Raw genomic sequence first — 23,682 nt, forward strand, 5'->3', positions numbered from 1 at the left:
GAGGTTTCTTGATTAAACGATTGTGCAACAAGTTCGGCCAGATTTACTGGCCGAACTTATTTCTGAAAAGAGGAACAACGGATGTTCGCCCCCGCTAACCAGACCCACTTCAGCCTGAATATTGAAGGCCTTAGCCACGATTTACAGGTGCTCGAATTCACGGGCCGCGAGGCGATCAGCCAGCCTTACGAATTTGAGTTAGAACTGGTCAGCGAGCGTCCAGACCTCGACCTCGAAAGCTTTCTGCATCAGCCAGCATTTCTTGCGCTGTCTCAGGCCGGCAATGGCATCCATGGGCATATTTACCGCATTGCCCAAGGCGAATCCGGCAAGCGTCTGACCCGTTATCACATCAGCTTGCGACCCCAGCTTTATTACCTGTCGCAGCGGGTTAATCAGCGTATCTTTCAGAACCTGAGCGTGGCTCAGATCATTAGCCAAGTGCTTGAAGAGCACGGCATTCAGGCTGACGCCTACCAATTTAAACTCGGCTCGATTTACCCCGAGCGCGAGTATTGCGTGCAGTACGACGAGTCTGACCTGCACTTTGTTCAGCGCCTGTGCGAGGAAGAAGGTATTCACTACCATTTTCAGCACAGCGCCCAAGGCCACATGCTGGTGTTTGGCGATGACCAGGCACCCTTCCTCAAACTTGAGCCCACCGCCTACCAACAAGACAGTGGCCTGGTCGCCGACAAACCAGTGATCAAGCGTTTCGGCGTGCGTGTGAAAACCCGTACCAGTCGGGTGACCCGCCGCGATTACGACTTCGAAAAGCCGCGTATGACCTTGGAAGCGGCAGTCAAAAGTGAGTTCAAGCCCGACCTTGAAGACTACGATTATCCGGGCCGTTTTGTTGACCGCGAGCGCGGCAAGCATCTCAGCCAACGTGCGCTGGAGCGTCACCGTCACGATTACCAATTAGCCGAAGGCGAGGGTGATCAAAGCTTGCTGGTCAGCGGTCACTTTCTGGCGTTTACCGATCACCCTCGCGCGGCGTGGAACGACCTTTGGCTGCTGACTGAAATCGAGCACGAAGGCAAGCAGCCGCAAGTGCTGGAGGAGTCCGTAACCAGTGATACCAAAGCCGCTGATGGCTTCCAGCAAGGCTATCGCAATCGCTTTAAAGCCACGCCTTGGACGGTGCCTTTCCGGCCCAGCTTGCAGCATCCTAAACGGCGTATCCTCGGCAGCCAGAGTGCAGTCGTAACCGGCCCGGTGGGTGAAGAAATCTACTGTGATCAGTATGGCCGGGTGAAGGTTGAGTTCTTTTGGGACCGCGCCGATTTCGGCACGGACAAAAGCAGTTGCTGGTTGCGCGTCGCCTCAAGCTGGGCGGGCAATAACTACGGCGCCATCGCCATACCGAGAATCGGCATGGAAGTAGTGGTCAGCTTCCTCGAAGGCGACCCGGATCAACCGCTGGTTACCGGCTGTTTGCACCATAAAGAAAACCCGGTGCCTTATGAGCTACCTGCCAACAAAACCCGCAGCGTGTTCAAAAGCCTAAGCTCACCGGGCGGCGGTGGTTTTAATGAATTGCGTATCGAAGACAAAAAGGGCGAAGAACAAATCTTCGTCCATGCGCAAAAAGACTGGGACGAAAACGTCGAGCACGACCAGAAAATCCGTATCGGCAACGAACGCAACGACACGATCGTGGCCAACAGCTATAGCGAATTCAAAGCCGAAGAGCACCGCACCACCCGCGCGGACCGCAAGACCGATGTCAAAGCCAGCGACCACATCACCGTTGGCCAAAACCAGCACATCAAAATCGGCACCAGCCAGTTCATCAAGGCCGGCAATGAAATCCACCTGTCCAGTGGCCTGAAAGTTGTGCTCGAAGCAGGCAGCGAACTGACCTTCAAAGCCTCCGGCAGCTTTATCAAATTCGACGCCAGCGGCGTCACCCTCGTCGGCCCAAGCATCAAATCCAACAGCGGCGGCAGCCCCGGCAAAGGCAGTGGCGCAGCGCCGTTGTTGCCGGGCAAGGTTAAGGCGGCTGATGCGGATGTGCCTGGCGCGCTGCTTAAGCAGCGTTTGCGTGAGGATGTTCCAATCGTAGAGTTGTGTCAGAAACCGATTGGCGGAACTCCATTGCAGTGCCCGCTGGCTGACTGTCCATGCAGAGCAGCGATGAATGCAGGGGCGAGTGCATGACAGATTTACAAAGTTGGCTGTTGCTGGAATATGCCGATGATCTACCAGAGAGACTTTACCGTCTTGGAGAAAACCCAGATCCATATCGACTGTTCGACGAAACTGAACTGGAGCCTTATGCCGAGCAAAGCCCTTTACTGATCAGTGCTGCGCAAAACCCGTCTATTGCTGCTGAGTTTTTTGCGCAGCCAAATGATTGGGTCGGTTTGAAGGTCGATAGCACTCAGTCTTTGCAAGTGGTGTTGCGACACCTGCGTCATATCCTGTTCGTTGGTTTTGATGGTGAGCGCAAAGGTGTGCTGCGTTACACCCATCCACGAACAGCCAGTTATTTCTTCCCGTCCCTTGATTCAACTGAGCTTGTCACGTGGCTTGGACCGATTTGTGCGCTCTCTTGGTTCGCTGAAACGTGGCGCGATAGTGCTGTAGAGCAAGCAGAGTGGGTTAATCAAGAAAACCCAGATGCTGAGCAATGGCGAGTACCGGCCACATCTAGCGCTCTATTTTTGGGCAAGGGCCAAACTGAAGCATTGCAACGTCAGCAAACCGAGAAATTTCTGTTTCACTGGTGGCAAAAACAGTCTCAACTTTCTTTCGATCAAGCCTTTGCCTATCTGCAAGAAGGCATGAATAGTGAGTTTTATTCAGCGGATTCGCTGAGCGCGTATCTCGATATTCGCACTACTTACCGAGAAATAGCAGCACCTGCCACGCTGCCGTCAGGTAGTGATGAAGCTCGTCTGAGCTACCTGGAACAAAGTTTGAAAGGCAATGCGACCGACAAGGAAAGCTACGCATGAGCGCAACTGTATCTTCACTTAGTGCAGGTGCTGCCTGCGAACCTGCCAAACTTATTATTCAAGTAGTGGGAAAGGACCATCCTCAAAGTCAGCGTCTGGTCATTTATGATGAGACTGGCCAAGAGCAACAAGAGTGGCTAACCCAGCAGGACAAACCTGAGTATCAAGAAAGTGCGACATTCAGCAGTGTGCTCCATGTGTGGGACTGGGAGGGGCAACCCAACCGTCACCTATGGCTAGAAATCGCGGCAAGTGAAGGTGGCCCCATTCGCCTGCCTTTACTTGACGACATGCGCCCAACGCCGCGCCAAGATGAACATCAGCTGCAGTGGAACCAAATAGTCCCTGTAGTGCCAATGACGGCTTTGCCCGGCAGCAAAAGTTTTTATGATCTGGGCACGCCAGTTTCAGTGCGTAGCGGCTTTATTTATGTGTTTTATCGCAATGCCCTTTGGCGTGAGCTTGAGGTGCGGATAGAGGGTGATAAAACCACTTATCACGACATAAATGTTGAGCGTTACCGGCAGGTTAACGGATTCAAAAAAGGTGCGCGTAAAGCCACAGGCCAACCTTTAGAGGATATTTGGCTGCCTTCCCAGTGGAATAACCGCCAGCCTACCGACATTCAACTGTGCTTTTCTGAAGTACAACTGAGTGCAGCTCGTCTCAAACGACTGGAACAAGATGAGGACATACTTCACGCCCGCTGCAAACGCCCAGATTTGCGGGTGTCTCAACGCAGCTTCAAGGGTATGTATGAAGGCCAGGCAAATGGTCAGGACATGCTCGAGGCCTTTGCAGCTTTTAATGTGCGCGACTACGCCAATCAGAGTGCAGTTGGTAAAGCGCGAGTCGTAAGGCTTAACCTTGGAGACCATGCGTTTCCGATAAGTTTGCCCGCACCACAGCGCGTTCGTGAACCTGACTATGAATGGCTCTTGAATCACCCAGGACGCTATATTTGCGACCTTACTGGCCAGTTCCCGGTCCAGAGCAAACAGACGGCTCAGAGCTACCTCGATAGCTGCGAACAGAAGGCGCCACAACAAGACACACGCCTGCTTGAGCTTGAGGCGTGGCGTACCTGCTTGACAGATTTGGTCAAGCGTTCGCAGCCCGCCACCAGTGACGCAGCTGAAGACGAGCCAGCCCCTTCGCTTTGGGAGGCTCAACCAGCGGTAGCTGATGTATTGAGTGCTGCGCGCAACCGTCAACTCTGTGGTGTATTACTGGATGACCCTATGCATCGCATGCGTCATCTGGCAGCGCGTATAACGGACCTTCAACAAACACTTCCGCTATGTGCTCAGCGCGCTGCGCAGCATGCCAATCACGGCAGTGCAGTATTACTGCAGCAACTGGTTGTACCGAGGAGTTTGCAAGGGCAACGCAATCCTCTGCATGAAGCGCTGGAAAAAATTAATGAACAAGGCAAGCGTGATATCAACTGTTATACCGCGACCCCCGAGCGGATTATGCTCTGGCGAGAGTTGGCGTATATACAAGACAACCTAAGTGATTACTTGGGGCAGAGCGAATTTCAGCAAACCCTTGCCGATCACTTGAGTCTTGACGGGTTTGATTACTTCGCTGCTTTTTATGCTGTTAGCCAATTGTTTGCAGGGCTCGCTGCGAGCCCCGCGCAATATGATCCGCTCGCGGTCAATACTGATCTGACTGATGCGCTTACGGGTATCAGTTCGTACAGCCCCACGGCTAGCAAAGGTCAGGCGTTCCTCAGTGAGGTGGCAAACAATTCTCAGCATCCTTTAAACCTGATGATCTGGCCAACTTGCGATCAAGAGTCGTTGTGCGCTCCCTACCAGGCCCCGGCGCAGAAGGAAGAGAACCAAGGTGACGGGCATTTTCGAGCAACTGAACTGGCCCAGTTTGAAACCCAGGATGCTCCTGCAGCCAAGCCGGAAGATACCTTGGACACAAGCGCACTGATTAGCTTGATGGCCGCGGGTAGTTTGAACAGCACTCTCACTGCGCAGCTCAAGGCTGGAGCAAGTGCCCTGATGAGCATCTATGAAGGGCTTCAAGGCGCGATTAATACCGCTCAAGGATCGGTAGATAACGCCCATGTTGAGGCGCGGTCTGCGCAGCAGGGTGCTCAAGCTGCAGCACGCAATCACACCCAAGCCAATGAAGCCTATGCCCAGCAGCGCGCAGCTCTTGCCAGCAGAGGCCGACAAGCAAGTGTGCGCTTGCATGGACAGGGGCTTGGGCAAATGCGCAGCACTCTGCCACAAGCTTTTAGCGGCGCGATGTTTATACGGCGCGGCAATGTAAATACCCGGGAGTATTATATTTTCGGGCTTGAGGATTTGCCGGAGGCCAGAGCTAATCGGTCTGTACGCATGTACGGCCAGTACCAGGACGCAGAAGGTAATCTTCTGGCCACCACTAATGGCCGACAGGCCGCGCGTGCCGGACTCACCCAAACCAGCGACCACATGCTGGTGGCAATTGCGCGAACCGATGCAACCGCCAGGATGATTAGCACCCTGAACCAACAGTTCAATCAGGTGAACCAAGCTGCAGCGCAAACGCAGGCGGCCCAAGTGCGTAGCGCGCGTACCGAAGGCGCATTGCAGCAAGCAGTTGACGAGCTTGATGCGCGCAGTGGGTCCAGGTCTTATCGGGTACTCAACTCAACGCCTTTTGCAGTAGGGGTGTTGATGTTGGAGCTTTGGAATGTGCGGACTGAATTGAATGCATATCAAACAACTGGCGCAGAAAAGGGGACGTGGCGTGCACGAGGAGGAAGCCTGGGAGCAGGACTGGATTTAGTTATTGCTATGGAAGCATTGACTGTGAAGTTTGTGAGTAATCAGTCGATCTTAGCCTCTGCCAGAAAAGTGTTGTTTACGATATCTGAAGACACTGCCAAGCGGATGTTTAAAACTACACTCGGGAAGCGATTTGCTAAGGAGTTCACTGGTCGTTTGATAGGCCAAACGATAGCAGGCCTAATCTTCCTCGGCATAAACCTCTACGACGCTTGGTATGCGTTTCAGTGGGGTGATGATGCCATGTGGGGTTACCTGTTAATGGCTGGCGGGGCGCTAACAGGAGTGGGTGCCACCCTAATCACTGCTTCATCAATACTGGGCCTTACACCATTAGGCTGGGTGGCTTTAATTTTGATAGCCTCAGGTGCTGGTGTGGCGTATTGGCTTAGCAGTACGCCTGTTGAGGACTGGATGGCCAATGGCCCTTTCAGCGACAGCGATAGTTCAATCACCGCATATTTGCGTGATCCAGAAGAGGCGTTCTACCGGTTACTCGGGGTATTTGCTGGTATCCGCATTCAGGTCAATCAAAATCTGGACTTTGACGCGAGTGCCAAGCTCGATGTCAACGCAGAATTGCCGTACCCAATTAGGGCCGCGAATACCGTGGTCCGTATCGAGAGTAACTTACCAGGTTTGGTTGGGAGCTTAGGCAGCCTTAACCTTAAAACCGAATGTCGCATGCGTACCACCACTTCAACCTCAAGTCACGCAGCCTCGGTAGAAAGCTCCTTGGTCGGCCCACGTGTTGAACCATTGGCCCAGCGCGCTTGGCCTAATGCCTTGGAGCTCTACTTCACTACCCCAGCCGCCCAGTCCAGCTCAGAAGGGGGCTATTTAAACCGGACTACATCCAGTGTGGCAGTCAAAGCGCAGTTCGGATTAACTGACGCCAATGGCAAAACTTGGTACTTTCCTGCGCCTACACCCAAAACGCAGGTGCTGGAGAGCGAGGCCAATAGGCAACCAGACTTTAGCGATGACGAGCAATCCTTCTGGGCCAGTGAATAAGTTTTGGATACCCCTTACACAATGACCGATAAGACCTATTACGCCAGCACGGCTTATAACCCAGCGAATATCCCAGACCAGCCCGCTTCAACTGAGCGTTCTTGGTTACGTAAACTCGGAGCGACTCGTTTGCCTTGGGGGCGCACTCAAGATGTGGCCCCGGAAAGTATCATGACTGACCCAACCCCAAAAAGTATGCGGTTTTGGGAGCAAGCCGATAAAGAGAAGGCAGAGGAGAAAGCTTTAGGTATTTATAAAGAAGGCCCCTTGGAAGGAGCCGAATTACATTGGCTATATGATCATGAACGTTTTCGCTATGCTGTTTTATCCAAGCGTTCGCACTTTTGGTTGTATCTTTTTGGGGGGGGGCGATTTTCATTTTATCTTTTTTTAGTTTTATCTGTTTTTGTGTATTTTGTAGAGGTTATCCAAACTAAACAGTCATGGTTGGCAGTTGCTATTGATAGTGCATCTTTTTATGGCCTTCTTCTAGGGATACCACTTTTCTGCTGGGGGCTCGGCTATTTAGTTGTCCATAAATTTCCCAAGCTATGGTTCAAACCTTCTCGCGGCCCAATTTGGGAGTTAAATCGGCGAACGGGGTTGGTTACCGTGTTTGACTATGACAATAACGGTGAATATAAAAAGAACGGGACGATAGGTGAACTCACCGCACCGTTCTACGAGTTCGATGCGTATTTGCGTACCTCGCCAGACCGGCAAGGTTTGCCGATGAACTTTTTGTATATGGCCCACCGTTATCGCGATATCACCATTAACTTCGCCTCGCTTGTTGCGGCTGATCGCACGCCGAACCTGGCTTTTGCGCTCTGGGATTTTTTGCAGAACTACATGGATGTCACTCGTCCTCTGCCAGAGCTGCCATGCTTCGAAGAGTCCAGACACCTTGACCCGGTAAGTGCTGAGCACGATAAGCAGATTAATCGCCCGGCGCGTTACTGGATCGACATGGACGATGAAACCTTCGATGTTCAACTCAAAGAGATGTCTGGCCGCATCTTCGGTATCGACACCCTAAGCCGCCCCAACTTAATGGCGCAGCATGTTGAGTATGCGGACTGATCGAGCAGAAAGAGGGCTTAATAGGGGCCGATCATGTGTTCGCTGATTAAATGGGGTCTGTCCTTGCCCGGTCTTTAGCGATGACGAGCAATCCTTCTGGGCCAGTGAATAAGTTTGGATACCCTTTAGATAATGACCGATAAGACCTATTACGCCAGCACGGCCTATAGCCCAGCGAATATTCCAGACCAACCCGCTTCAATCGAGCGTTCTTGGCTAAGGAAGCTTGGAGCGACTCGTTTGCCTTGGGGGCGTACTCAAGATCTAGCTCCAGAACGATTTTTGGAAGATGACTCGCCAGAGAATATGCGTTACTGGGAAGAGGTGTTTAGAGAGCGCGAAGAAGAAAAAAAACGGGGTACCTGTAAACCAAAGCCTTTTGAAGGTGTAGACCTGCATGATGCGCTTGATCATGAGCACTTCCGTTACGCGCACCTATCCAAACGCTCTATTTTTTGGTGGTATCTTTGGGGGGGGGCGATTTTCTTTTTATCTTTTTTTAGTTTTATCTGTTTTTGTGTATTTGATGTTTATCACTGCACTAGATGAATCATGGTTAGAAACATTTATTAAATTAGTTCCACTTTTTTCTGTTGTCATAGGTACACCACTTTTCTGCTGGGGCCTCGGCTGGTTAGTTCTAAACAAATTCCCCAAGCTATGGTTCAAACCCTCTCGCGGCCCAATTTGGGAGTTTAATCGGCAAACGGGGTTGGTTACCGTGTTTGACTATGACAACAACGGTGAATACAAAAAGAACGGGACGATAGGTGAACTCACCGCACCGTTCTATGAGTTCGATGCCTATTTGCGTACCTCGCCAGACCGGCAAGGTTTGCCGATGAACTTTCTGTATATGGCTCACCGTTATCGCGATATCACCATTAACTTCGCTTCGCTTGTTGCGGCTGATCGCACGCCGAATCTGGCTTTTGCGCTCTGGGATTTTTTGCAGAACTACATGGATGTCACTCGTCCTTTGCCAGAGCTGCCATGCTTCGAAGAGTCCAGACACCTGGACCCGGTAAGTGCTGAGCACGATAAGCAGATTAATCGCCCGGCGCGTTACTGGATCGACATGGACGATGAAACTTTCGATGATCAGCTCAAAGAGATGTCTGGCCGCATCTTCGGTATCGACACCCTGAGTCGCCCCAACATAATGGCGCAGCATGTTGAGTATGCGGACTGATCGAACGGAAAGAGGACTTAATAGGGGGATATCATGTGTTCGCTGCGTGCGGGCCGGCGCCCTGTTTCTCGTATTGGGTCGAGCGCGAGTAGCCGGTAAATAGACCTGAACTACAAGTTTGCGTTAATCAGCTTATCTCAACCAAGTACCTTTCAAGCATAAGGCTTAGCAACTCTTCTTAACCAACACTTGTGCCCGTATCCGCAATGGCGTCACTACGTCGGCATATCCCTTAACCGCAACATTACCTGCTACGCCATTCGTGCGTGCTGTTTGGCCAAGTCAACTCAAGTCTATGCAACAAGCCTTAACGCCACCAAGCCAGCTAATCTGGCTCAGCATGCGCTTCTAGCCTATCAACTACTGGGCTTCTGCTTTTTGCATCAGTGTGCGCTGGCGCCATTCCATAAAGGTTTTTAGCAGCAGTGTGAGTAGCGCCATCAGTGCGAGCAGGGCTGCTGCGGTGAAGGCTGCTGCGGTTTTGTAGTCGTTGTTGAGTTGATCAACCAGCAAGGGCAAGGTCAGTGTCTGGTTAATAATGGTGCCTGATACGACCGATACTGCGCCGAATTCACCGACTGCACGGGCGTTGGTTACCACGACGCCATAGAGCAATGCCCACTTGATTTTGGGCAGGGTGATATTGCGGAATATCTGCCAGCCATTTGCCCCCAAGCACAGGGCGGCGGTTTCTTCATCCTGGCCTTGGGCTTGCATGACGGGGATCAGAATACGTGCCACATAAGGCGCGGTGACGAACACTGTCACCATGACAATGCCGGGCCAGGCGAACATCATCTGGATGTCGTTATCGTAGAACCATTGGCCCAGTGTGCTTTCGATGCCATACACCACCAAATAGCAAAGGCCTGCCACAACAGGGGAGACTGCGTAAGGGATGTCGACAAATGTGGTCAGTACTTTGCGGCCACGGAAGTCATAGTGAGTGATGCACCACGCCAACAGTATGCCGAACACCAGATTGATCGGTACGGTCATGGCAGCAACCATTAGCGTCAGGCCGATGGCATGCAGCATGTAGTCTTCATTGAGGTTGCCCCACAACAGAGCCAATCCGCCCGACAGCGCCTTACTGAAAATCAACAGCAAAGGAACGAGCAGAATCAGGGTAACCAGGCTTAAACCCAGTGCGATCAGCAGCCATTGATGCCAGTGTTGTGGTTTTTTCATTTGCCCTGCCGTTGCCATTTAAAAAGATGGCCCTGTAGTACTTGCAAGCTGAACAGCAGTGTCAGAGACGCCAGCAGGATGACCGACGCAATTGCGGCAGCTGCAGGGTAGTTGAACTCTTGCAGACGGATAAAAATCATCAGCGAGGACACTTCGGTTTTAAACGGAATATTGCCGGCCAGCATGATCACCGCACCAAACTCGCCGAGGCTGCGAATGAACGATTGCGAGGCGCCAGTCAATAGCGCGGGCAGTAAAGTCGGGAGTATCACGTGAAAGAAGGTCTGCACGCGGTTGGCGCCCAGCGTTCTGGCGGCCTCTTCGTATTCGTGCCCCATGTCTTGCATCACCGGCTGCACGGTGCGCACCACAAATGGCAGGCTGGTAAAGATCATGGCGATCATGATGCCGGGGTAGGCATAGGCCAGCTTGATACCCAAAGGTTCAAGCCATGCGCCCAGCCAGCCACTTGGAGCCAGTAGCGTGGCCAAGGTTAAGCCGGCAACTGAAGTCGGCAAGGCGAAGGGCAGGTCGATAAATGCATCGACCAGGCGCCTGCCCGGGAATTCATAGCGGGTAATGATCCACGCCAACAACATGCCGATTAGCACGGTAGCAATGGTGGCGTAGAAGGCACCACTCAGGGTCACCTTATAACTTTGCACCACGCGTGGATCACTGATTGCCTGCCAATACTGTGCCCAGCCCATGTCACTGACATAAACCAGCAACGCCGACAACGGAAACAGAATCACCAGAGAAATATAAAACGTGCTGAAGCCGAAGCTCAGGCCAAAACCTGGGAGCAAGGGTTTCTGCAGAAAAAAACGCGGGGAGGTTTGCACTCTAAATATTCCCGAACGAATAGGCCACAACTCAAGGTTGTGGCCTATTGCTTTGACTCAAAGCAAAGAACTATCAGCGACCTTCAGCCAACAATTGGTCAAGAATCCCGTTCGACGCGAAGTGCTTAGCGGTGATCTCATCCCAAGTGCCGAGCACTTTATTAGGGTTGATCAGGCGCACCTGCGGGAATTGGCTGGCCGTTGCTGCGACCACTTCCGGGTTATGCACGCGGTAGTTGAAGGTGGTCAGCAGTTGCTGGATTTCTTTGGTGTATTGGAAATCAAGGAAGGCTTTGGAAACCTCACGCGTACCTTTGGAGTCGACGACCTTATCAACCAGCGCGACCGGAAATTCAGCTAGAACGCTCACTGGCGGTACCACGATTTCATATTCGCCGGACTTGAATTCATCGCTGTTGGCGATGTTGACCACTTCAGATTCAAATGTCAGCAGCACATCACCTTGGCCATTTTGAGCAAAGGCTACAGTGGCCGCGCGACCGCCAGTAGGGAAGTTTTGTACGTTGTGCAGCATTTTAGCGACGAAGCTTTTGATCTTGCTTTCATCGCCGTCAAACTTCTCGTTGGCATACAGCCAGGCGCCCAAGTAGCTGTAACGCGCATTGCCCGAGGTTTTCGGGTTAGGGAAAACCAGCTTCACATCTTCGCGCGCCAAATCATCCCAGTTCTTGATGTTTTTCGGGTTGCCTTTGCGCACCAGAAAAGCAGTGGTGCTGTAATACGGCGAGCTATTGTTGGGGAATTGCTTGGCCCAGTCTTTGCGCACCAAACCGCGCTTGGCGAGAATGTCGATATCGGTGACCTGGTTGAACGTGACGATATCAACCTTTTTACCTTGAATGATGTCTTGCGCCTGACGCGAAGTACCGGCAAACGACTGGTCAATCACTAAATCCTTGCCGGTTTCAGCCTTCCATTTAGCGACGAACTTTGGGTTGATTTCGGCAAACACTTCACGAGCGATATCGTACGAAGCATTGAGGATCGGCTTGTCCTCAGCCAGAGCAGACACGCTGCTGAACAGACTGGTGGAAATAACACTGGCAAGAAGCAGTTTCTTTAACATGAGCAAGACATTCCTCGTCAAACAAGCACATCAGGCGCTTAGGCGAAAATATTGGGGCTGATACTGCCTAAGTTTTTTATTCTTAAAAAGTAATTTTTGGCGCTATGTATAGAACCTAATAGAATTTAAACCGCCATCTGATCAGACCTGAGCTTCGGTGTTACGGATTTACAGTCAGCCGCGGATTGTCTAGTGTTTCGGCGGGTTTTGTGGCGTTTCGGTAGAGCTTTATATTCTAAATGCGAATATAAATGTGACTAAACGATATTTTTAAGAATATAAAGTCAGCGCTATGATCTGCGCACCCGTGCATCGCCTTTATCAGCCTGCTGTCTCTGGCGCTGTTTACCTGCAACCCTGGTTGTAGCGCACGTAAGAATTAACCGCCCGCGCCACAAGGCTGAGGACGCAACGCATGTCGATTGAAATCACTAACGTCAGCAAGAACTTCAATGCGTTCAAGGCGCTTAACCAGATCAACTTGAATATTCAAAGTGGCGAGCTGGTTGCTCTGTTGGGGCCGTCCGGGTGTGGCAAAACCACCTTGCTACGGATTATTGCCGGCCTCGAAACCCCTGATACTGGCAGTATTCAGTTCCACGGCGAAGATGTCTCCGAACACGATGTGCGTGACCGTAACGTCGGTTTCGTATTTCAGCACTACGCACTGTTTCGCCACATGACGGTGTTCGACAACGTCGCCTTTGGCCTGCGCATGAAACCCAAGCGCGAGCGACCGAGTGAATCGGTCATTGCACAAAAGGTTCATGAGTTACTCGGCTTGGTCCAACTCGATTGGCTTTCTGATCGTTACCCCGAGCAGCTTTCTGGCGGGCAGCGCCAACGTATTGCGCTGGCCCGCGCACTCGCCGTCGAACCACGAGTCTTATTGCTTGATGAACCCTTCGGTGCGCTGGATGCCAAGGTGCGCAAGGAGCTTCGCCGCTGGTTGGCGCGGCTGCATGAAGATGTTCATCTGACCTCTGTGTTCGTGACCCACGATCAGGAAGAAGCCATGGAAGTGGCAGATCGGATCGTGGTGATGAATAAAGGTGTGATTGAACAGATTGGCTCACCAGCAGAGGTGTATGAAAATCCGGCCAGTGATTTCGTCTATCACTTCCTGGGGGATGCGAACCGCCTTTATATAGGCGACGACCATCACGTATTGTTCCGTCCGCATGAGGTTCACTTGTCGCGCCATGCCGAAGAAGGGCACCAGGCTGGTGAAGTGCGTGATATTCGACCATTAGGTGCGATCACCCGGGTGACGCTCAAGGTAGAAGGGCAGAGTGATCTGATCGAAGCAGAAGTCGCCAAGGACCACATGAGCCTTGATGACCTAACCCGCGGCGAAACACTCTACTTCAAACCCAAGGGCGGCCAAGCACTGTCCAATCCTTGATCAGCCAAGTGGCTCTTCTAAATTAAGTGGCTCTGCTAAATTAAGCGGCTTTGCTAAAGCGGATGGAGTGAAAAGCAGATGGCCTGAGGTTCGGGCTCGAGTTGCCACTTTCGCCCGATTGCGTTGGCTGTTCAGACCATCCACATGCATGTCACGCCTGTAGCAATGCATCCAGTTCGCCCTTGCGCTCGAGACTCGCTAGATCATCAAAGCCTCCGACATGCGTATCGCCAATGAATATTTGCGGCACGCTTCTGCGCTTGGATTTATGCAGCATTTCGGCGAGCTTCTGAGGGGAAGCTGCGACGTCAATCTCGGTTGTGCTCGCGCCCTTGCGTGACAACAAGCTTTTAGCGCGTACGCAGTAAGGACAATACTGAGTTGTATAGAGGGTTACGTGGCTCATGCTCTGGTCTCCTTAGTCTGCAAGTGGTGGGTAGTCCACATCGGTGTCGGCAATGTTGTTCAGGTAATTGGTCAGGGTTAGCAATGTCACCTGCGCAACCACTTCAACGATCTTGCTGTCAGTCAGGCCTGCATCATGGGCTGCCGCTATTTGTGCATCAGTCAGATGGCCACGGCTTTCAGTGATTTGTCGCGCCAGCACGGCCAGCGCATTCAACTCACCTGAGCGTGCCTGCTCAATGTCGCCCTTGCTCAAGCCGGCTTTTTCACCGTAGAAGACGTGTGCCGCGATGCAATAGTCGCAGCCGTTAACGTCTGAGGTTGCAAGGGCCGCAACTTCCCGTTCGGCAGCGCTTAGTGAGCTTTTGCCCAAGGCTTGGGTCAGGGCCAGATAACCATTCAATGCCGCCGGAGCATGGGCCAATGTCTTGATCGCGTTGGGAACAAAGCCTAAGGCTTTTTGCACACCTTCAAGGGCTGCACGTGAGCCAGCAGGGGCTTGATCCAGGGGCAGGGCAGTGATGCGAGTCATAGTGAACCTCCAATAAGTTAAGTCGCGAGCTTGTTGAACAGCGTTGAGTGAATATTAGCGGCAGGGCTTTCTTTTCGGGTTCAGATCGTCGATGTTATGCAACAGATCGTCTAAACAGGCATCACCATGGACCGTTTATCAACCCTTCTAAAACACTTCAACCTGCATGCCGCCACCTACCATCAGGGCGGTTTTTGTGGGGTGGAGGATATCGCCAAGGGCAGCTTCGGCCATGTGCATCTGTTGCGCTCTGGCCACCTTAGTTTCAGGGATGAGCACCATCAGCTCATCGAATTGACCGAGCCAAGTCTGGTTCTGGTGGTTCGCCCCCTGGAGCATCGGTTAGTGGCGACAGAGGCCGACGAGGCAGAACTGGTGTGCGCAACCTTGAGCTTCGATGGCGGTGCCAATAACCCCCTGACGCTTGCGTTACCGCCTTATGTCATCAAACCTCTTCGAGAATTACCGGGCTTACTCGGTAGCCTCGAATGGCTGTTTGAAGAAGCATTCGGCGATGAATGTGGCCGTGATGTGGTGCTCAACCGCCTGTTCGAATTGATGGTGATTCAGTTGATTCGCCACCTCCTCGCCAGCCGTAGCATTGCCTCGGGGATGATGGCCGGGCTAGCTAATCCACGTCTGTCGCGTGCACTCACCAGTATCCATAATGAGCCACAGCGCAATTGGACGGTGGCCGAGTTGGCGGGCATTGCGACTATGTCGCGGGCCAGCTTTGCTGCGCACTTTCGTCAGACAGTGGGCATCACCCCTGCAGATTACCTGGCGAACTGGCGAATCAGCCTGGCACAAAAACGCTTACGCGAAGGGCGGCCTATCGCGCTAATCGCCGACGAGGTCGGTTATGAAAGTCCATCTGCCCTTGCGCGCACCTTTCGCCGTAAGGTGGGTGCCAGCCCGAGAGAGTGGATGCAGCGCGAAACGTTGTAGACACGATTTTGCTGCTCATGCCACAGGATGAGCAGAGCACCCCATGTACGCTAAGGAACCTCTGAAAAAGGTAGCGAGCGACGATAGTACAAGGCAAAAAAGTGCAAAAAAGCGGAGTTTAGTTGGCCTAAATGAGTATTTTGAGCAGTTTTTTAACGCAGTAATATCTAGCGCAGTAGTTTTTCAGAGGTTCCCTAACGGATTGGCTAAAGAGACAAAGGAGCTAGCCATGCTTGGGCGTCAACGGGGCTGGTAGTTTATTCACGCCGACACCATTCAGTAGACCTCATTTGCAGGCCCCACTCGCAATGATTGCGCCTAGCGGCACGCAGCAAACTACACCAAGCCAGCGCTTCAGAATCGACCTACATATCAGTCAGAAAAGTCGACTCACGGCCTCCCTCGTGATCCTGCAGCATACGCAGCTTTCCGTACAGAGGCACCCGCATGCGCGATCTTCGTATTATCGCTACAGCACTTAGTCTCGCCCTGTTTTTTCCGCTGTCTTACGCTCAAGCCGGCACAGCCGCTAACATCCGCTCAACCTCACTCGATGTGGAGCGCTATTTATTGCTTTACGGAAAAGGCGGGGATGAGCGGTTCTGGGCTCGGATGAGCGAAGCAGAAAATCAACTTGGCGAACAGATCAAAAAAGAGAAAGGCGCGGCCACACTAGAAGCCATTCTCTCTACCTATCAAGGTTATGCAGAGACTGTTCGAGCTGCTTATTCGGAAAAAGATCTCGATCTGGGCACCTCACTGGCTCAAGCACTCGATATATTCAATCTGTTAGATTCATTTTTGCCTGTCGACATAACCAGCTCCCCACCAAGCCTTGCGGACAACTTACGCATCTTCGCTGTACTCAGCATTCGCCAAGATACGCCGCTCGCAAAAGCCCGCGATCCAGAAACCATTGACCGGCTAACCAGAGACATCAGTGCGCAGATTGACTCGCTAGCCAGCCAAAACACTGGGGCTTACCAGCAACTGCCGCTGCGCTGGAAGTACCTGCAAACGGCCCACCGCGATGGGAAACCCCTGATTTACCCATTCAATGCACAAATCGAATCCATGCTGGCGCAGTTAGAACAAGTTCCAGACGAGAACCCGTAGCGCTGGCCCACAATGCAGCCTGATCACTCAGGCTCTGGCCCGCGTTACTGATCGTATTCGTCGTGGCGACGGTTCCAGGTGTAAGGTTCGGTTTGCGGCCAGCCTTCTGGGGATTTCTCCCACGTTTCCTGACGCCCATACGGAGTTAAATCCAGATAACTCCAAAGGGTGCCGAGGTATTCAACACCACGCGCGCCTGTGTAGTAGGTCCGGTAAATATCGTCGCCGTCACGAATAAACACGCTAGCACCGTGCTTCTCACCATCCTTGGTGGTTGCATCAAAGTCGTAATTAAACTCACTTGCGTAAGATGAATACCACGGGATGGCATCACTCCAGCCCATGCGCGCTTTGTATTGATCGAGCTTTGCCAAGGGCGCACGCGACACCATAACCAATGACGTATCGCGAGCATGCAGATGAGCCGGATGCGTCATCGCATCGGCCACCCATGAGCATCCGTCGCAGCCGGCGCGCCAGTCGGGGGCAAACATAAAGTGATAAACAATCAGCTGACGACGCCCCTCGAATAGGTCGAGCAATGACAACGTCCCCGTTTTCCCCTCGAACGAATAGTGTTTTTCCACTTTAACCATCGGTAGCTTTCTGCGTTCGGCATTGAGCGCATCGCGCGCACGCGTAAGCTCTTTTTCTTTTATAAGCAGCTGATCCAGCGCTACTTTCCAATCGTCCAAGGAAACACAATGTGGCAGCGGTTGCTTAGTAGAAGCCATGGCGCAACGTCCTTCAGAATTTAATTGGGCTCCGGGTCAGCACTTATATTCACGGGTGCGCGATAGCGAGCTGAGGCAGAGCAACACGACAATTAAACATAGCACCCCGTTTGCCAAGCAACGCGCCACGCATCGGCTTTGGGTATCGGCGAGGACGGGGTGTACAGCGCCCATCATATGGCGCTGCCGGGTAGCGGTAGTGTCTTGCGCTGAGCGGTGCGCAATAGATCACGGCGCCGCTTTTCCCTTCTGTCAGCGCACCCGGTTCAGGCTTTGCACTGTCAGGTCCAGCGCCTTGTACATGTCCAGTCGCGCAGAATGTCCCACGTCTGGATTATTGAGTTCATTGGCTCGTTCGGAGGGCAGGATGGGGGCAGTCAGATCGTCACCTTCGGTGGGTTCAAAATCATATTCTTCACCGATGGTCATGGCGCTGCGACGTAGCAGCATGCGCAACTGATCTGGCTCCAGCTCGGGATTGATCGACAGCATGGCGGCCAGTAGCCCGGCGACCAACGGGGTCGCGTAAGAAGTACCGCAATGCACTTCGCCTTTCTCATCAGGCTTGGCCGTTGAGGTGTGGACGCAGGCAGCGGCGGTGATGTCTACGCGCATGTCGATGTTGGAAGCCTTGCGCTTGGTGGCGTACTGAGCATCCTCGACCGGTACGTCTTTTTCGCTGCGTTGATGACCACCCACCACGAACAACTGATCGGTGACGAAAGACGAAGGCAGGCGATACTCGTCACGACCGGAGAAAGACGAGCCGTTACCCGCCGAGTTGACTACCACCACGTTCGGGTGCTCTTCACGCAGCCAGAGGAAAAATTCTTCCAGCAGTTCTTCGTAGCCGCTCATGGCAATACCCGAGCGCACCAGTGAGTCGATGGGGTCGCCGTTGACGTCAATCGCACCGATGCGGTGAATACCCCAGCTCCAGTTCAGCACGCGCACGCCGTCTTCAACCAGATTGACCGACGCCGCCACATTGGCGGTGATACCTGCATCCGAGTCGCGCGCGACTATTACATCAAAACCGGGGCCGACATTATCCAGCCCACGCAAAAAGCCGCTGTTGCCGCTCTTGTCCCAGGCTGCCGCCAATATGCCACTAACCGTGGTGCCATGGGCGCTCGGCTTATCGGCATCACGCGCGTACAGGCAAAGGCGCTTGCTGTTGGTGCGACAATCGTCACCGATATAGTCGGCGAAGTCCGGGGTATCAAAATCAACATCGCGCTCAATCACACCGATGCGCACCGGATGGGTCTTCACGCCACCGTTCTCGCGCTGCAACCGTCGCTGATAAAAATTTACCGCATCAAGAAAGCGGTTGGAGGCCCACTCTTCGTTGTCCGCCGGTGGTGCCTTATCGGGATCATCCTCGATACTTTTTTCGGCGCCGGACTCTTCGATCACCACCGCATCCACACTGACTTCACCGCCAAGACGCAACACCGTGGCATCGCGCTCATCCAGATTCTTCGCTGCAAGGCGCAGCTGATAGGTGTTCAGCGGAGGGATCATGCCGACCACCTTGGCGCCGTATTTTTCTGCCAGGCGCTTGGCTTCTTTCGCACCGTCGTAATTTTCCTCAATCACGACGCTGATCAGATCCACATAGGACGTGAGCCCATCCATGTTCTTGGCTACTTCGTCGTCATTGGCCGCCACCACGTGGCTACTGCCCAGCGACAACCAGACCGGATTACTCTGCTGGCCCTGTTGTTCAAGCACCAGCGGGCCACTCTGCTTGCCCTTGGTATCAAGTTGCAGTTGCAGCATCTGACCTTTGCCGCTGAGCCGCTCCGGGCTCAGAGGTTCGCCATTGAGCCGCGCCTGCCAATCACCGGACTGCAGGCCTTTAACCCGCAGGCAGAATGTTTGCTCCTGCGTTTCAAGCAGATCACCACAGCGCTGCAGCTGTTGTATGCGAATAGGCTCCGCCGCCGACACACCCAGCGGCAGCGCTGCAAGCAGGAACGCTGGCAGAGACTTGCACAAGGAGAGAAAAGGACGCTTCATTTACTACTCCGCTTTCGGTTGTCAGCTCGCGCAAGCAGAGTTTCCGCTGCGCTTGATCAACTTCCGACCGCCAGATCAGTGAATGTTTCAATGGCCGACCGGAATGACAAAGCGGCAAGGTGTTTATTGCGGCTAGCTTGAGCATGCTGCGCGATGCGATTGCATGCGTGCCCCTCAAGTCGCCCCGCAAGTAAGTGCTAAGTTACGGAGCTGCTCAAGCATGTTGTAGACGACCACATGCAAGCTCGTTTCAGTGCTAAATCAAGGCAAGGTTTTGCTCAGGAAGTGGGCGGCGCCCATCCAGGTTTTTCAATATGGGTGCCTGTGTTTTTACATAGCCTGGCCGATAGCGGCCAGTCGCATTCGCATCACCGGGCTTGGCTGCGTTCGCTCTACTAGCTTCTCGTTGCTTGCAAGATTCTTCCCGCATCCCTCGCTGGAGGCAATCCAAACACCCGCGCATAGTCACGACTGAATTGTGTCGCGCTTTCATAGCCCACCTCGAAAGCGGCTGCGGTGACGCTTTTACCACTGGCGACCATGAGCATCCGCGCCTGGAGCAAGCGAACCCGCTTCTGATACTGCAAGGGGCTCAAGGTGGTGACCGCCTTGAAGTGGCGGTGAAAGGCCGAGACGCTCATGGCTGCTTTTTGAGCGAGGTTCTCGACTCTGATGGTTTCGGCGAAGTCCTGACGAATCCATTGAATGGCCTGGTTCACCCTGGCCATCGCCGTGTCTGGCGCTGCTATCTCTCGGAGCATCCAGCCGTGCGGACCTTGCAATACACGGAACAATATCTCGCGCTCGTAGGCGGGAGCGAGAGCCGCAATGGCTTCAGGATTGCCCATCAACCGCAACATTCGCACCCAGGCGTCCATCAATTCAGGCGTGACGGGCGCTACCGAAAACCCAGGGTCATTATCGTGACGCTCGGTAGGTTTGGGCAGGTCTGCCAGCAGCGTAGATAACACGATGGGATCAAGTGTCAGGCTGACAGCCAGATAGGGCTCGCCTGCGGAACTCGGATGGACCGAGCCCACTGCTGGTAACTCGATGGACATGACGAAATAGGTTGCTGGGTCATACCGCAGCGTGCGGTCGCCCACGGTCATCGTTTTGCTGCCTTGCAGGATCAGGTTGATCATCGGGTCGTAGACCGCAGCGAGCATGTGCTCAGGGATCTTGCCCTGAACCATGGCGATGCGCGGAATCCCTGTCTCTGTGCGGCGGTTTTCGGCTCCGGCTGTTAAAGCGCGGAGTTCATTCAGTTGGCTGTTCATGGCTGGCATGCTGACGGGATTGTGATGCCCAGCGCAAGCAAAAAGCAGAAACGGGCAGGTTTTGAGTAGGAACGGCTGCGCCAGCCACAACGGCGCTCTTTACTGTGGAGGCTCATTCAATCGACAGTGGAGCAAGGTCATGACCGTTATCGTTATTACCGGTGGGAGTCGTGGAATCGGCGCCAGCGCAGCAGAACACGCTGCCCGGCGCGGCATGGGGGTAATCCTCACCTACAACAATCACCCTGACGCCGCCGAACGGGTGGTGCACCGCATCGAGCAAGCAGGCGGTAAAGCGGTAGCGCTCAAACTTGACGTTGCGGACGTCGCCAGCTTCGAGGCTTTCCGCACGACGGTCGTCGCGACCCTGCAGAGTATCTGGGGCACAAGCACGCTCGCTGGCTTGGTGAATAACGCAGGCTACGGTTTGTTCAACCCACTTGAGTCGGTCAGTGAGGCGCAGTTTGATGGTCTTTTCAATGTCCATCTCAAAGGCCCTTTCTTTCTGACCCAGGCCTTGCTGCCACTGTTGGAAGAGCATGCCAGTATCGTCAACCTCACCAGCGCCACCACGCGCGTAGCCACAGCTGGGGTTGCGCCTTATGCAGCCTTCAAAGGTGGCCTTGAGGTGCTCACCCGTTATATGGCCAAGGAGTTTGGTGATCGGCGTATACGGGCCAATGCGGTATCACCCGGTGCGATTAGTACTGAATTAGGTGGCGGGCTCAATGATGAGTTCGAAGCCATGCTGGCCGGGCAGACTGCTCTGGGCCGAGTGGGCGAACCCGAAGACGTGGCGCAGGTCATTGCCATGCTGCTCTCGGAAGAGGGCGCCTGGATCAATGCGCAAAGTATTGAGGTCGCAGGCGGCTACATCATCTGAACAATCGAGGGCTTTACCATGTTGGATCATATTTTTCTGTCCGTAAGCGACATACCGCGTTCTATACGTTTTTACGAGGCGGCCCTTGTGCCGCTGGGCATCACCGCACGGCTGGACTACGACGGTAAGGACGGCCCGCCAGGACACCCTGATCTAAAGGGCTTCGGTGTCAACGGCAGGGTGTTCTTCTGGTTGCGCCAGGGCGTCGTTGAAGGGCAAGCCGTGCACGTAGGATTTGTCGCTCGAAGCAAGGCTGAAGTAGAAGCCGCCTATGCTGCTGCGATGGCCCACGGCGCCGTCGACAATGGTGCGCCGGGAGCACGTTTGCACTATGACCCAAACTACTATGCCGCCAATGTGTTGGACCCAGACGGGTACAGCTTGGAATTCGTCTACAAGAACTGGCAGCACGCCCAATGAGTACACTCCTGATCTACGGCGCCACGGGTTATACCGGCCGCATGGCTGCGGAGCGGGCGAAGGCGCTCGGCCTGCCTTTCGAAATAGCCGGTCGCAATCGCCAGCGTTTGGCAGATCTCGCTGGGCAACTGGGCGTTCCCTATCGTGTCTTCGATGCAGGGCCGAACGCTGCGCACTCGTTGTCTGGCATTAGCGTATTGCTGAACTTCGCAGGCCCGTTTGCGCACACAGCGCCTGCCTTGATGAGTGCGTGTATTGCGGCCAAGGTCGATTACTTGGACATCACCGCTGAGATCAATGTCTACCGGCTCGCCGAGCGGTTGGGCGTGGAAGCTACGGCGTCAAACGTGATGCTATTGCCGGGCGTTGGCTGGGATGTGGTTCCCACTGACAGCTTGGCGGCGCACGTAGCCCGGCGCGTAGTTAATCCAGTGGCGTTGAGCATTGCGCTTCAGGTGCCAGGGTCCATGTCGCGTGGGTCGGCGATGAGTGTCAGCGAGATTATCGGTGCAGGTGTGCTGGCGCGGATTGATGGGCAACTCGTATCGACCCCGGATGCGCAGCCACGCCACTTTGATTTCGGTGACGGTCCGGTTCTGTGTGCGCCATTGTCGTTCGGCGATCTGGTGACCGGTTGGCATTCGATAGGCATACCGAATATTGCGATGTTCGTGCATATTTCAGGTGAAGCGTTTCCTCAGGGCGATCTGTCGGCTCTGCCCGATGGCCCCAGTGCACAGGAACGAGAGGCACATCGCGCTCGCGCGGTGGTCGAAGTAACGGCTGAAAATGGCAACGTGGCTCGTGCTGTGATCGAGACGGTGAACGGCTATTCCTACACGCCGTTGGCAGCTATCGAAGCGGCACGCCGTGTTCTGGCTGGCGACCGACGTCCGGGGTTTGAAACACCTGCACGGATCTTCGGTGGCGGCTTCGCTGAAAGTATTCCGGGGACGACAATTACTGATCTCTAGGCACTGGGTTGTTTCTCAAGAAGTAGCGGTGATTTTCATTGCGTGGCCCTCGGTCGTGGGCGGTAATAGTCAGCGTACCCTCGGTAAGCGCAAACGTTTCTGGCAGGCACATGAGATCGGTCAGGCCGTACTCTTTCTGGCGAGCGATGCGTCGAGCTACATTAACGGCACCGAGCTGTTCGCCGACGGCGGTGCTTCCCAAGTCTGAGCGACTCCTTGATCTCCTTTTGAGCCACAAAAAATGAACACACCGTGCCGTTGGCAGCATCGCTCGCTGCTGATGGCCCGCTCAACGAACCTGCCGAGTAACGGCGTCTGATGGAGTTACCCAATGAGTGAATTTGTAGGATCGACAATCGATCATGTGGGCATCGGTGTTTCGGACATTGCGCATGCGCGTGTCTTCTACGAGCAGGCGCTCAAACCGCTAGGAATCACCTTGATGATGAGCATCGAGGCCGATCCCCCGGGGGACAAGCCTCGACGACTTGGGTTCGGTTTTGCAGGAAAACCATTCCTCTGGCTGCATGCTGCGCCGGTTCCCAGCCACGGAGCGCATATCGCACTGATCACGCAAAGTCATGAGGCGGTCGACGCATTCCATGCAGCAGCCATGGCCGCTGGCGGGCAGGATAACGGGGCGCCGGGCATCAGGTCCCACTACCACTCGAAGTATTACGCAGCCTATGTACTGGCCCCTGACGGCGTGAATCTGGAGGCTGTTTGCCAAGAGTAATGTGAGGATAGATCCCTAATAAATAACTGATGGGGTGAGGCTGAGCCAAGATCA

At 53.9% G+C, this 23,682-nt stretch carries 22 protein-coding genes; 14 read left to right on the forward strand and 8 right to left on the reverse strand.

The features are described 5' to 3' along the window. The first annotated feature begins 81 nt into the window (after positions 1-81). The 6 genes from B9K09_RS04560 (at position 82) to B9K09_RS04585 (ending at position 9,047) form a co-directional block, all read left to right on the forward strand. Positions 82-2,163, forward strand: coding sequence for a type VI secretion system tip protein VgrG (locus B9K09_RS04560; RefSeq protein ID WP_087515714.1), 2,082 nt, complete (start codon positions 82-84; stop codon positions 2,161-2,163). Next, positions 2,160-2,963, forward strand: coding sequence for a DUF4123 domain-containing protein (locus B9K09_RS04565; RefSeq protein ID WP_157699326.1), 804 nt, complete (start codon positions 2,160-2,162; stop codon positions 2,961-2,963). Before B9K09_RS04560 ends, B9K09_RS04565 begins: the two co-directional genes overlap by 4 nt. Continuing rightward, positions 2,960-6,772, forward strand: a complete 3,813-nt coding sequence (locus B9K09_RS04570; protein WP_087515716.1) for a hypothetical protein — start codon at positions 2,960-2,962, stop codon at positions 6,770-6,772. Before B9K09_RS04565 ends, B9K09_RS04570 begins: the two co-directional genes overlap by 4 nt. Before the next feature lie 21 nt (positions 6,773-6,793). Continuing rightward, positions 6,794-7,855: a hypothetical protein gene (locus tag B9K09_RS04575; RefSeq protein WP_087515717.1), complete on the forward strand. Its 1,062-nt coding sequence runs from the start codon at positions 6,794-6,796 to the stop codon at positions 7,853-7,855. Between the two features lie 132 nt (positions 7,856-7,987). After that, a complete protein-coding gene (locus B9K09_RS22655; RefSeq protein ID WP_177408636.1) occupies positions 7,988-8,404 on the forward strand; it encodes a hypothetical protein in 417 nt (138 codons plus the stop codon). A gap of 172 nt (positions 8,405-8,576) precedes the next feature. Continuing rightward, positions 8,577-9,047, forward strand: a complete 471-nt coding sequence (locus tag B9K09_RS04585; RefSeq protein ID WP_087515718.1) for a hypothetical protein — start codon at positions 8,577-8,579, stop codon at positions 9,045-9,047. A gap of 360 nt (positions 9,048-9,407) precedes the next feature. Here the strand turns inward: B9K09_RS04585 and cysW are convergent, their stop codons facing one another. From cysW to cysP, 3 genes are all read right to left on the reverse strand, one after another. Further along, complete coding sequence (gene cysW / locus B9K09_RS04590) at positions 9,408-10,238, reverse strand: sulfate ABC transporter permease subunit CysW (protein WP_087515719.1); 831 nt, start codon at positions 10,236-10,238, stop codon at positions 9,408-9,410. Further along, positions 10,235-11,083 (reverse strand): sulfate ABC transporter permease subunit CysT, encoded by an 849-nt coding sequence (gene cysT / locus B9K09_RS04595; RefSeq protein ID WP_087515720.1) that lies wholly within the window; start codon positions 11,081-11,083, stop codon positions 10,235-10,237. The genes cysW and cysT overlap by 4 nt, the downstream gene beginning before the upstream one ends. Positions 11,084-11,156: 73 nt before the next feature. After that, on the reverse strand, positions 11,157-12,170 hold the full coding sequence (cysP, locus tag B9K09_RS04600) for a thiosulfate ABC transporter substrate-binding protein CysP (protein ID WP_087515721.1): 1,014 nt from the start codon (positions 12,168-12,170) through the stop codon (positions 11,157-11,159). Positions 12,171-12,585: 415 nt separating this feature from the next. Here cysP and B9K09_RS04605 point away from each other — a divergent pair, with 415 nt between their 5' ends. Further along, positions 12,586-13,575, forward strand: a complete 990-nt coding sequence (locus B9K09_RS04605; protein WP_087515722.1) for a sulfate/molybdate ABC transporter ATP-binding protein — start codon at positions 12,586-12,588, stop codon at positions 13,573-13,575. Positions 13,576-13,726: 151 nt separating this feature from the next. On the opposite strand, the gene grxC is transcribed toward B9K09_RS04605, so the two are convergent. Both grxC and B9K09_RS04615 read right to left on the reverse strand, forming a co-directional pair. Beyond that, positions 13,727-13,981, reverse strand: coding sequence for a glutaredoxin 3 (grxC, locus tag B9K09_RS04610; protein WP_087515723.1), 255 nt, complete (start codon positions 13,979-13,981; stop codon positions 13,727-13,729). Positions 13,982-13,993: 12 nt separating this feature from the next. Further along, complete coding sequence (locus B9K09_RS04615) at positions 13,994-14,512, reverse strand: carboxymuconolactone decarboxylase family protein (RefSeq protein ID WP_087515724.1); 519 nt, start codon at positions 14,510-14,512, stop codon at positions 13,994-13,996. Between the two features lie 126 nt (positions 14,513-14,638). On the opposite strand from B9K09_RS04615, the gene B9K09_RS04620 reads away from it, so the two are divergent. Then, complete coding sequence (locus B9K09_RS04620; protein WP_087515725.1) at positions 14,639-15,460, forward strand: AraC family transcriptional regulator; 822 nt, start codon at positions 14,639-14,641, stop codon at positions 15,458-15,460. A gap of 447 nt (positions 15,461-15,907) precedes the next feature. Then, on the forward strand, positions 15,908-16,576 hold the full coding sequence (locus B9K09_RS04630) for a hypothetical protein (RefSeq protein ID WP_087515727.1): 669 nt from the start codon (positions 15,908-15,910) through the stop codon (positions 16,574-16,576). A 44-nt stretch (positions 16,577-16,620) separates the two neighbouring features. Here the strand turns inward: B9K09_RS04630 and B9K09_RS04635 are convergent, their stop codons facing one another. From B9K09_RS04635 to B9K09_RS04645, 3 genes are all read right to left on the reverse strand, one after another. After that, positions 16,621-17,310 carry a DUF899 domain-containing protein gene (locus B9K09_RS04635; protein ID WP_087515728.1) on the reverse strand — a complete coding sequence of 230 codons (690 nt, stop codon included), beginning with the start codon at positions 17,308-17,310 and terminating at the stop codon, positions 16,621-16,623. A 252-nt stretch (positions 17,311-17,562) separates the two neighbouring features. Beyond that, complete coding sequence (locus tag B9K09_RS04640) at positions 17,563-19,335, reverse strand: S8/S53 family peptidase (protein WP_087515729.1); 1,773 nt, start codon at positions 19,333-19,335, stop codon at positions 17,563-17,565. 395 nt (positions 19,336-19,730) lie between these two features. Next, entirely contained in the window at positions 19,731-20,615 is an 885-nt protein-coding gene (locus tag B9K09_RS04645; protein ID WP_087518980.1) for an AraC family transcriptional regulator, read from the reverse strand. 139 nt (positions 20,616-20,754) lie between these two features. Here B9K09_RS04645 and B9K09_RS04650 point away from each other — a divergent pair, with 139 nt between their 5' ends. The 5 genes from B9K09_RS04650 (at position 20,755) to B9K09_RS04670 (ending at position 23,628) form a co-directional block, all read left to right on the forward strand. Next, on the forward strand, positions 20,755-21,498 hold the full coding sequence (locus B9K09_RS04650; protein WP_087515730.1) for an SDR family NAD(P)-dependent oxidoreductase: 744 nt from the start codon (positions 20,755-20,757) through the stop codon (positions 21,496-21,498). A gap of 18 nt (positions 21,499-21,516) precedes the next feature. After that, positions 21,517-21,918, forward strand: coding sequence for a VOC family protein (locus B9K09_RS04655; RefSeq protein WP_087515731.1), 402 nt, complete (start codon positions 21,517-21,519; stop codon positions 21,916-21,918). After that, positions 21,915-22,892, forward strand: a complete 978-nt coding sequence (locus B9K09_RS04660; protein WP_087515732.1) for a trans-acting enoyl reductase family protein — start codon at positions 21,915-21,917, stop codon at positions 22,890-22,892. The genes B9K09_RS04655 and B9K09_RS04660 overlap by 4 nt, the downstream gene beginning before the upstream one ends. Before the next feature lie 28 nt (positions 22,893-22,920). Further along, positions 22,921-23,100, forward strand: a complete 180-nt coding sequence (locus B9K09_RS22920; RefSeq protein ID WP_371917433.1) for an SDR family oxidoreductase — start codon at positions 22,921-22,923, stop codon at positions 23,098-23,100. A 123-nt stretch (positions 23,101-23,223) separates the two neighbouring features. Beyond that, positions 23,224-23,628, forward strand: a complete 405-nt coding sequence (locus B9K09_RS04670) for a VOC family protein (RefSeq protein ID WP_087515733.1) — start codon at positions 23,224-23,226, stop codon at positions 23,626-23,628. The last annotated feature ends 54 nt before the right edge of the window (positions 23,629-23,682 follow it).

The organism is Pseudomonas sp. M30-35, assembly GCF_002163625.1.
Lineage (GTDB): Bacteria > Pseudomonadota > Gammaproteobacteria > Pseudomonadales > Pseudomonadaceae > Aquipseudomonas.

Excerpts from the sequence above, each read along its gene's own strand:
- B9K09_RS04560 (WP_087515714.1), top strand. The coding sequence starts at position 82 with ATGTTCGCCCCCGCTAACCAGACCCACTTCAGCCTGAATATTGAAGGC.
- B9K09_RS04565 (WP_157699326.1), top strand. The coding sequence starts at position 2,160 with ATGACAGATTTACAAAGTTGGCTGTTGCTGGAATATGCCGATGATCTA.
- B9K09_RS04570 (WP_087515716.1), top strand. The coding sequence starts at position 2,960 with ATGAGCGCAACTGTATCTTCACTTAGTGCAGGTGCTGCCTGCGAACCT.
- B9K09_RS04575 (WP_087515717.1), top strand. The coding sequence starts at position 6,794 with ATGACCGATAAGACCTATTACGCCAGCACGGCTTATAACCCAGCGAAT.
- B9K09_RS22655 (WP_177408636.1), top strand. The coding sequence starts at position 7,988 with ATGACCGATAAGACCTATTACGCCAGCACGGCCTATAGCCCAGCGAAT.
- cysW (WP_087515719.1), bottom strand. The coding sequence starts at position 10,238 with ATGAAAAAACCACAACACTGGCATCAATGGCTGCTGATCGCACTGGGT.
- cysP (WP_087515721.1), bottom strand. The coding sequence starts at position 12,170 with ATGTTAAAGAAACTGCTTCTTGCCAGTGTTATTTCCACCAGTCTGTTC.
- B9K09_RS04605 (WP_087515722.1), top strand. The coding sequence starts at position 12,586 with ATGTCGATTGAAATCACTAACGTCAGCAAGAACTTCAATGCGTTCAAG.
- grxC (WP_087515723.1), bottom strand. The coding sequence starts at position 13,981 with ATGAGCCACGTAACCCTCTATACAACTCAGTATTGTCCTTACTGCGTA.
- B9K09_RS04615 (WP_087515724.1), bottom strand. The coding sequence starts at position 14,512 with ATGACTCGCATCACTGCCCTGCCCCTGGATCAAGCCCCTGCTGGCTCA.
- B9K09_RS04620 (WP_087515725.1), top strand. The coding sequence starts at position 14,639 with ATGGACCGTTTATCAACCCTTCTAAAACACTTCAACCTGCATGCCGCC.
- B9K09_RS04630 (WP_087515727.1), top strand. The coding sequence starts at position 15,908 with ATGCGCGATCTTCGTATTATCGCTACAGCACTTAGTCTCGCCCTGTTT.
- B9K09_RS04635 (WP_087515728.1), bottom strand. The coding sequence starts at position 17,310 with ATGGCTTCTACTAAGCAACCGCTGCCACATTGTGTTTCCTTGGACGAT.
- B9K09_RS04640 (WP_087515729.1), bottom strand. The coding sequence starts at position 19,335 with ATGAAGCGTCCTTTTCTCTCCTTGTGCAAGTCTCTGCCAGCGTTCCTG.
- B9K09_RS04645 (WP_087518980.1), bottom strand. The coding sequence starts at position 20,615 with ATGAACAGCCAACTGAATGAACTCCGCGCTTTAACAGCCGGAGCCGAA.
- B9K09_RS04650 (WP_087515730.1), top strand. The coding sequence starts at position 20,755 with ATGACCGTTATCGTTATTACCGGTGGGAGTCGTGGAATCGGCGCCAGC.
- B9K09_RS04655 (WP_087515731.1), top strand. The coding sequence starts at position 21,517 with ATGTTGGATCATATTTTTCTGTCCGTAAGCGACATACCGCGTTCTATA.
- B9K09_RS04660 (WP_087515732.1), top strand. The coding sequence starts at position 21,915 with ATGAGTACACTCCTGATCTACGGCGCCACGGGTTATACCGGCCGCATG.
- B9K09_RS04670 (WP_087515733.1), top strand. The coding sequence starts at position 23,224 with ATGAGTGAATTTGTAGGATCGACAATCGATCATGTGGGCATCGGTGTT.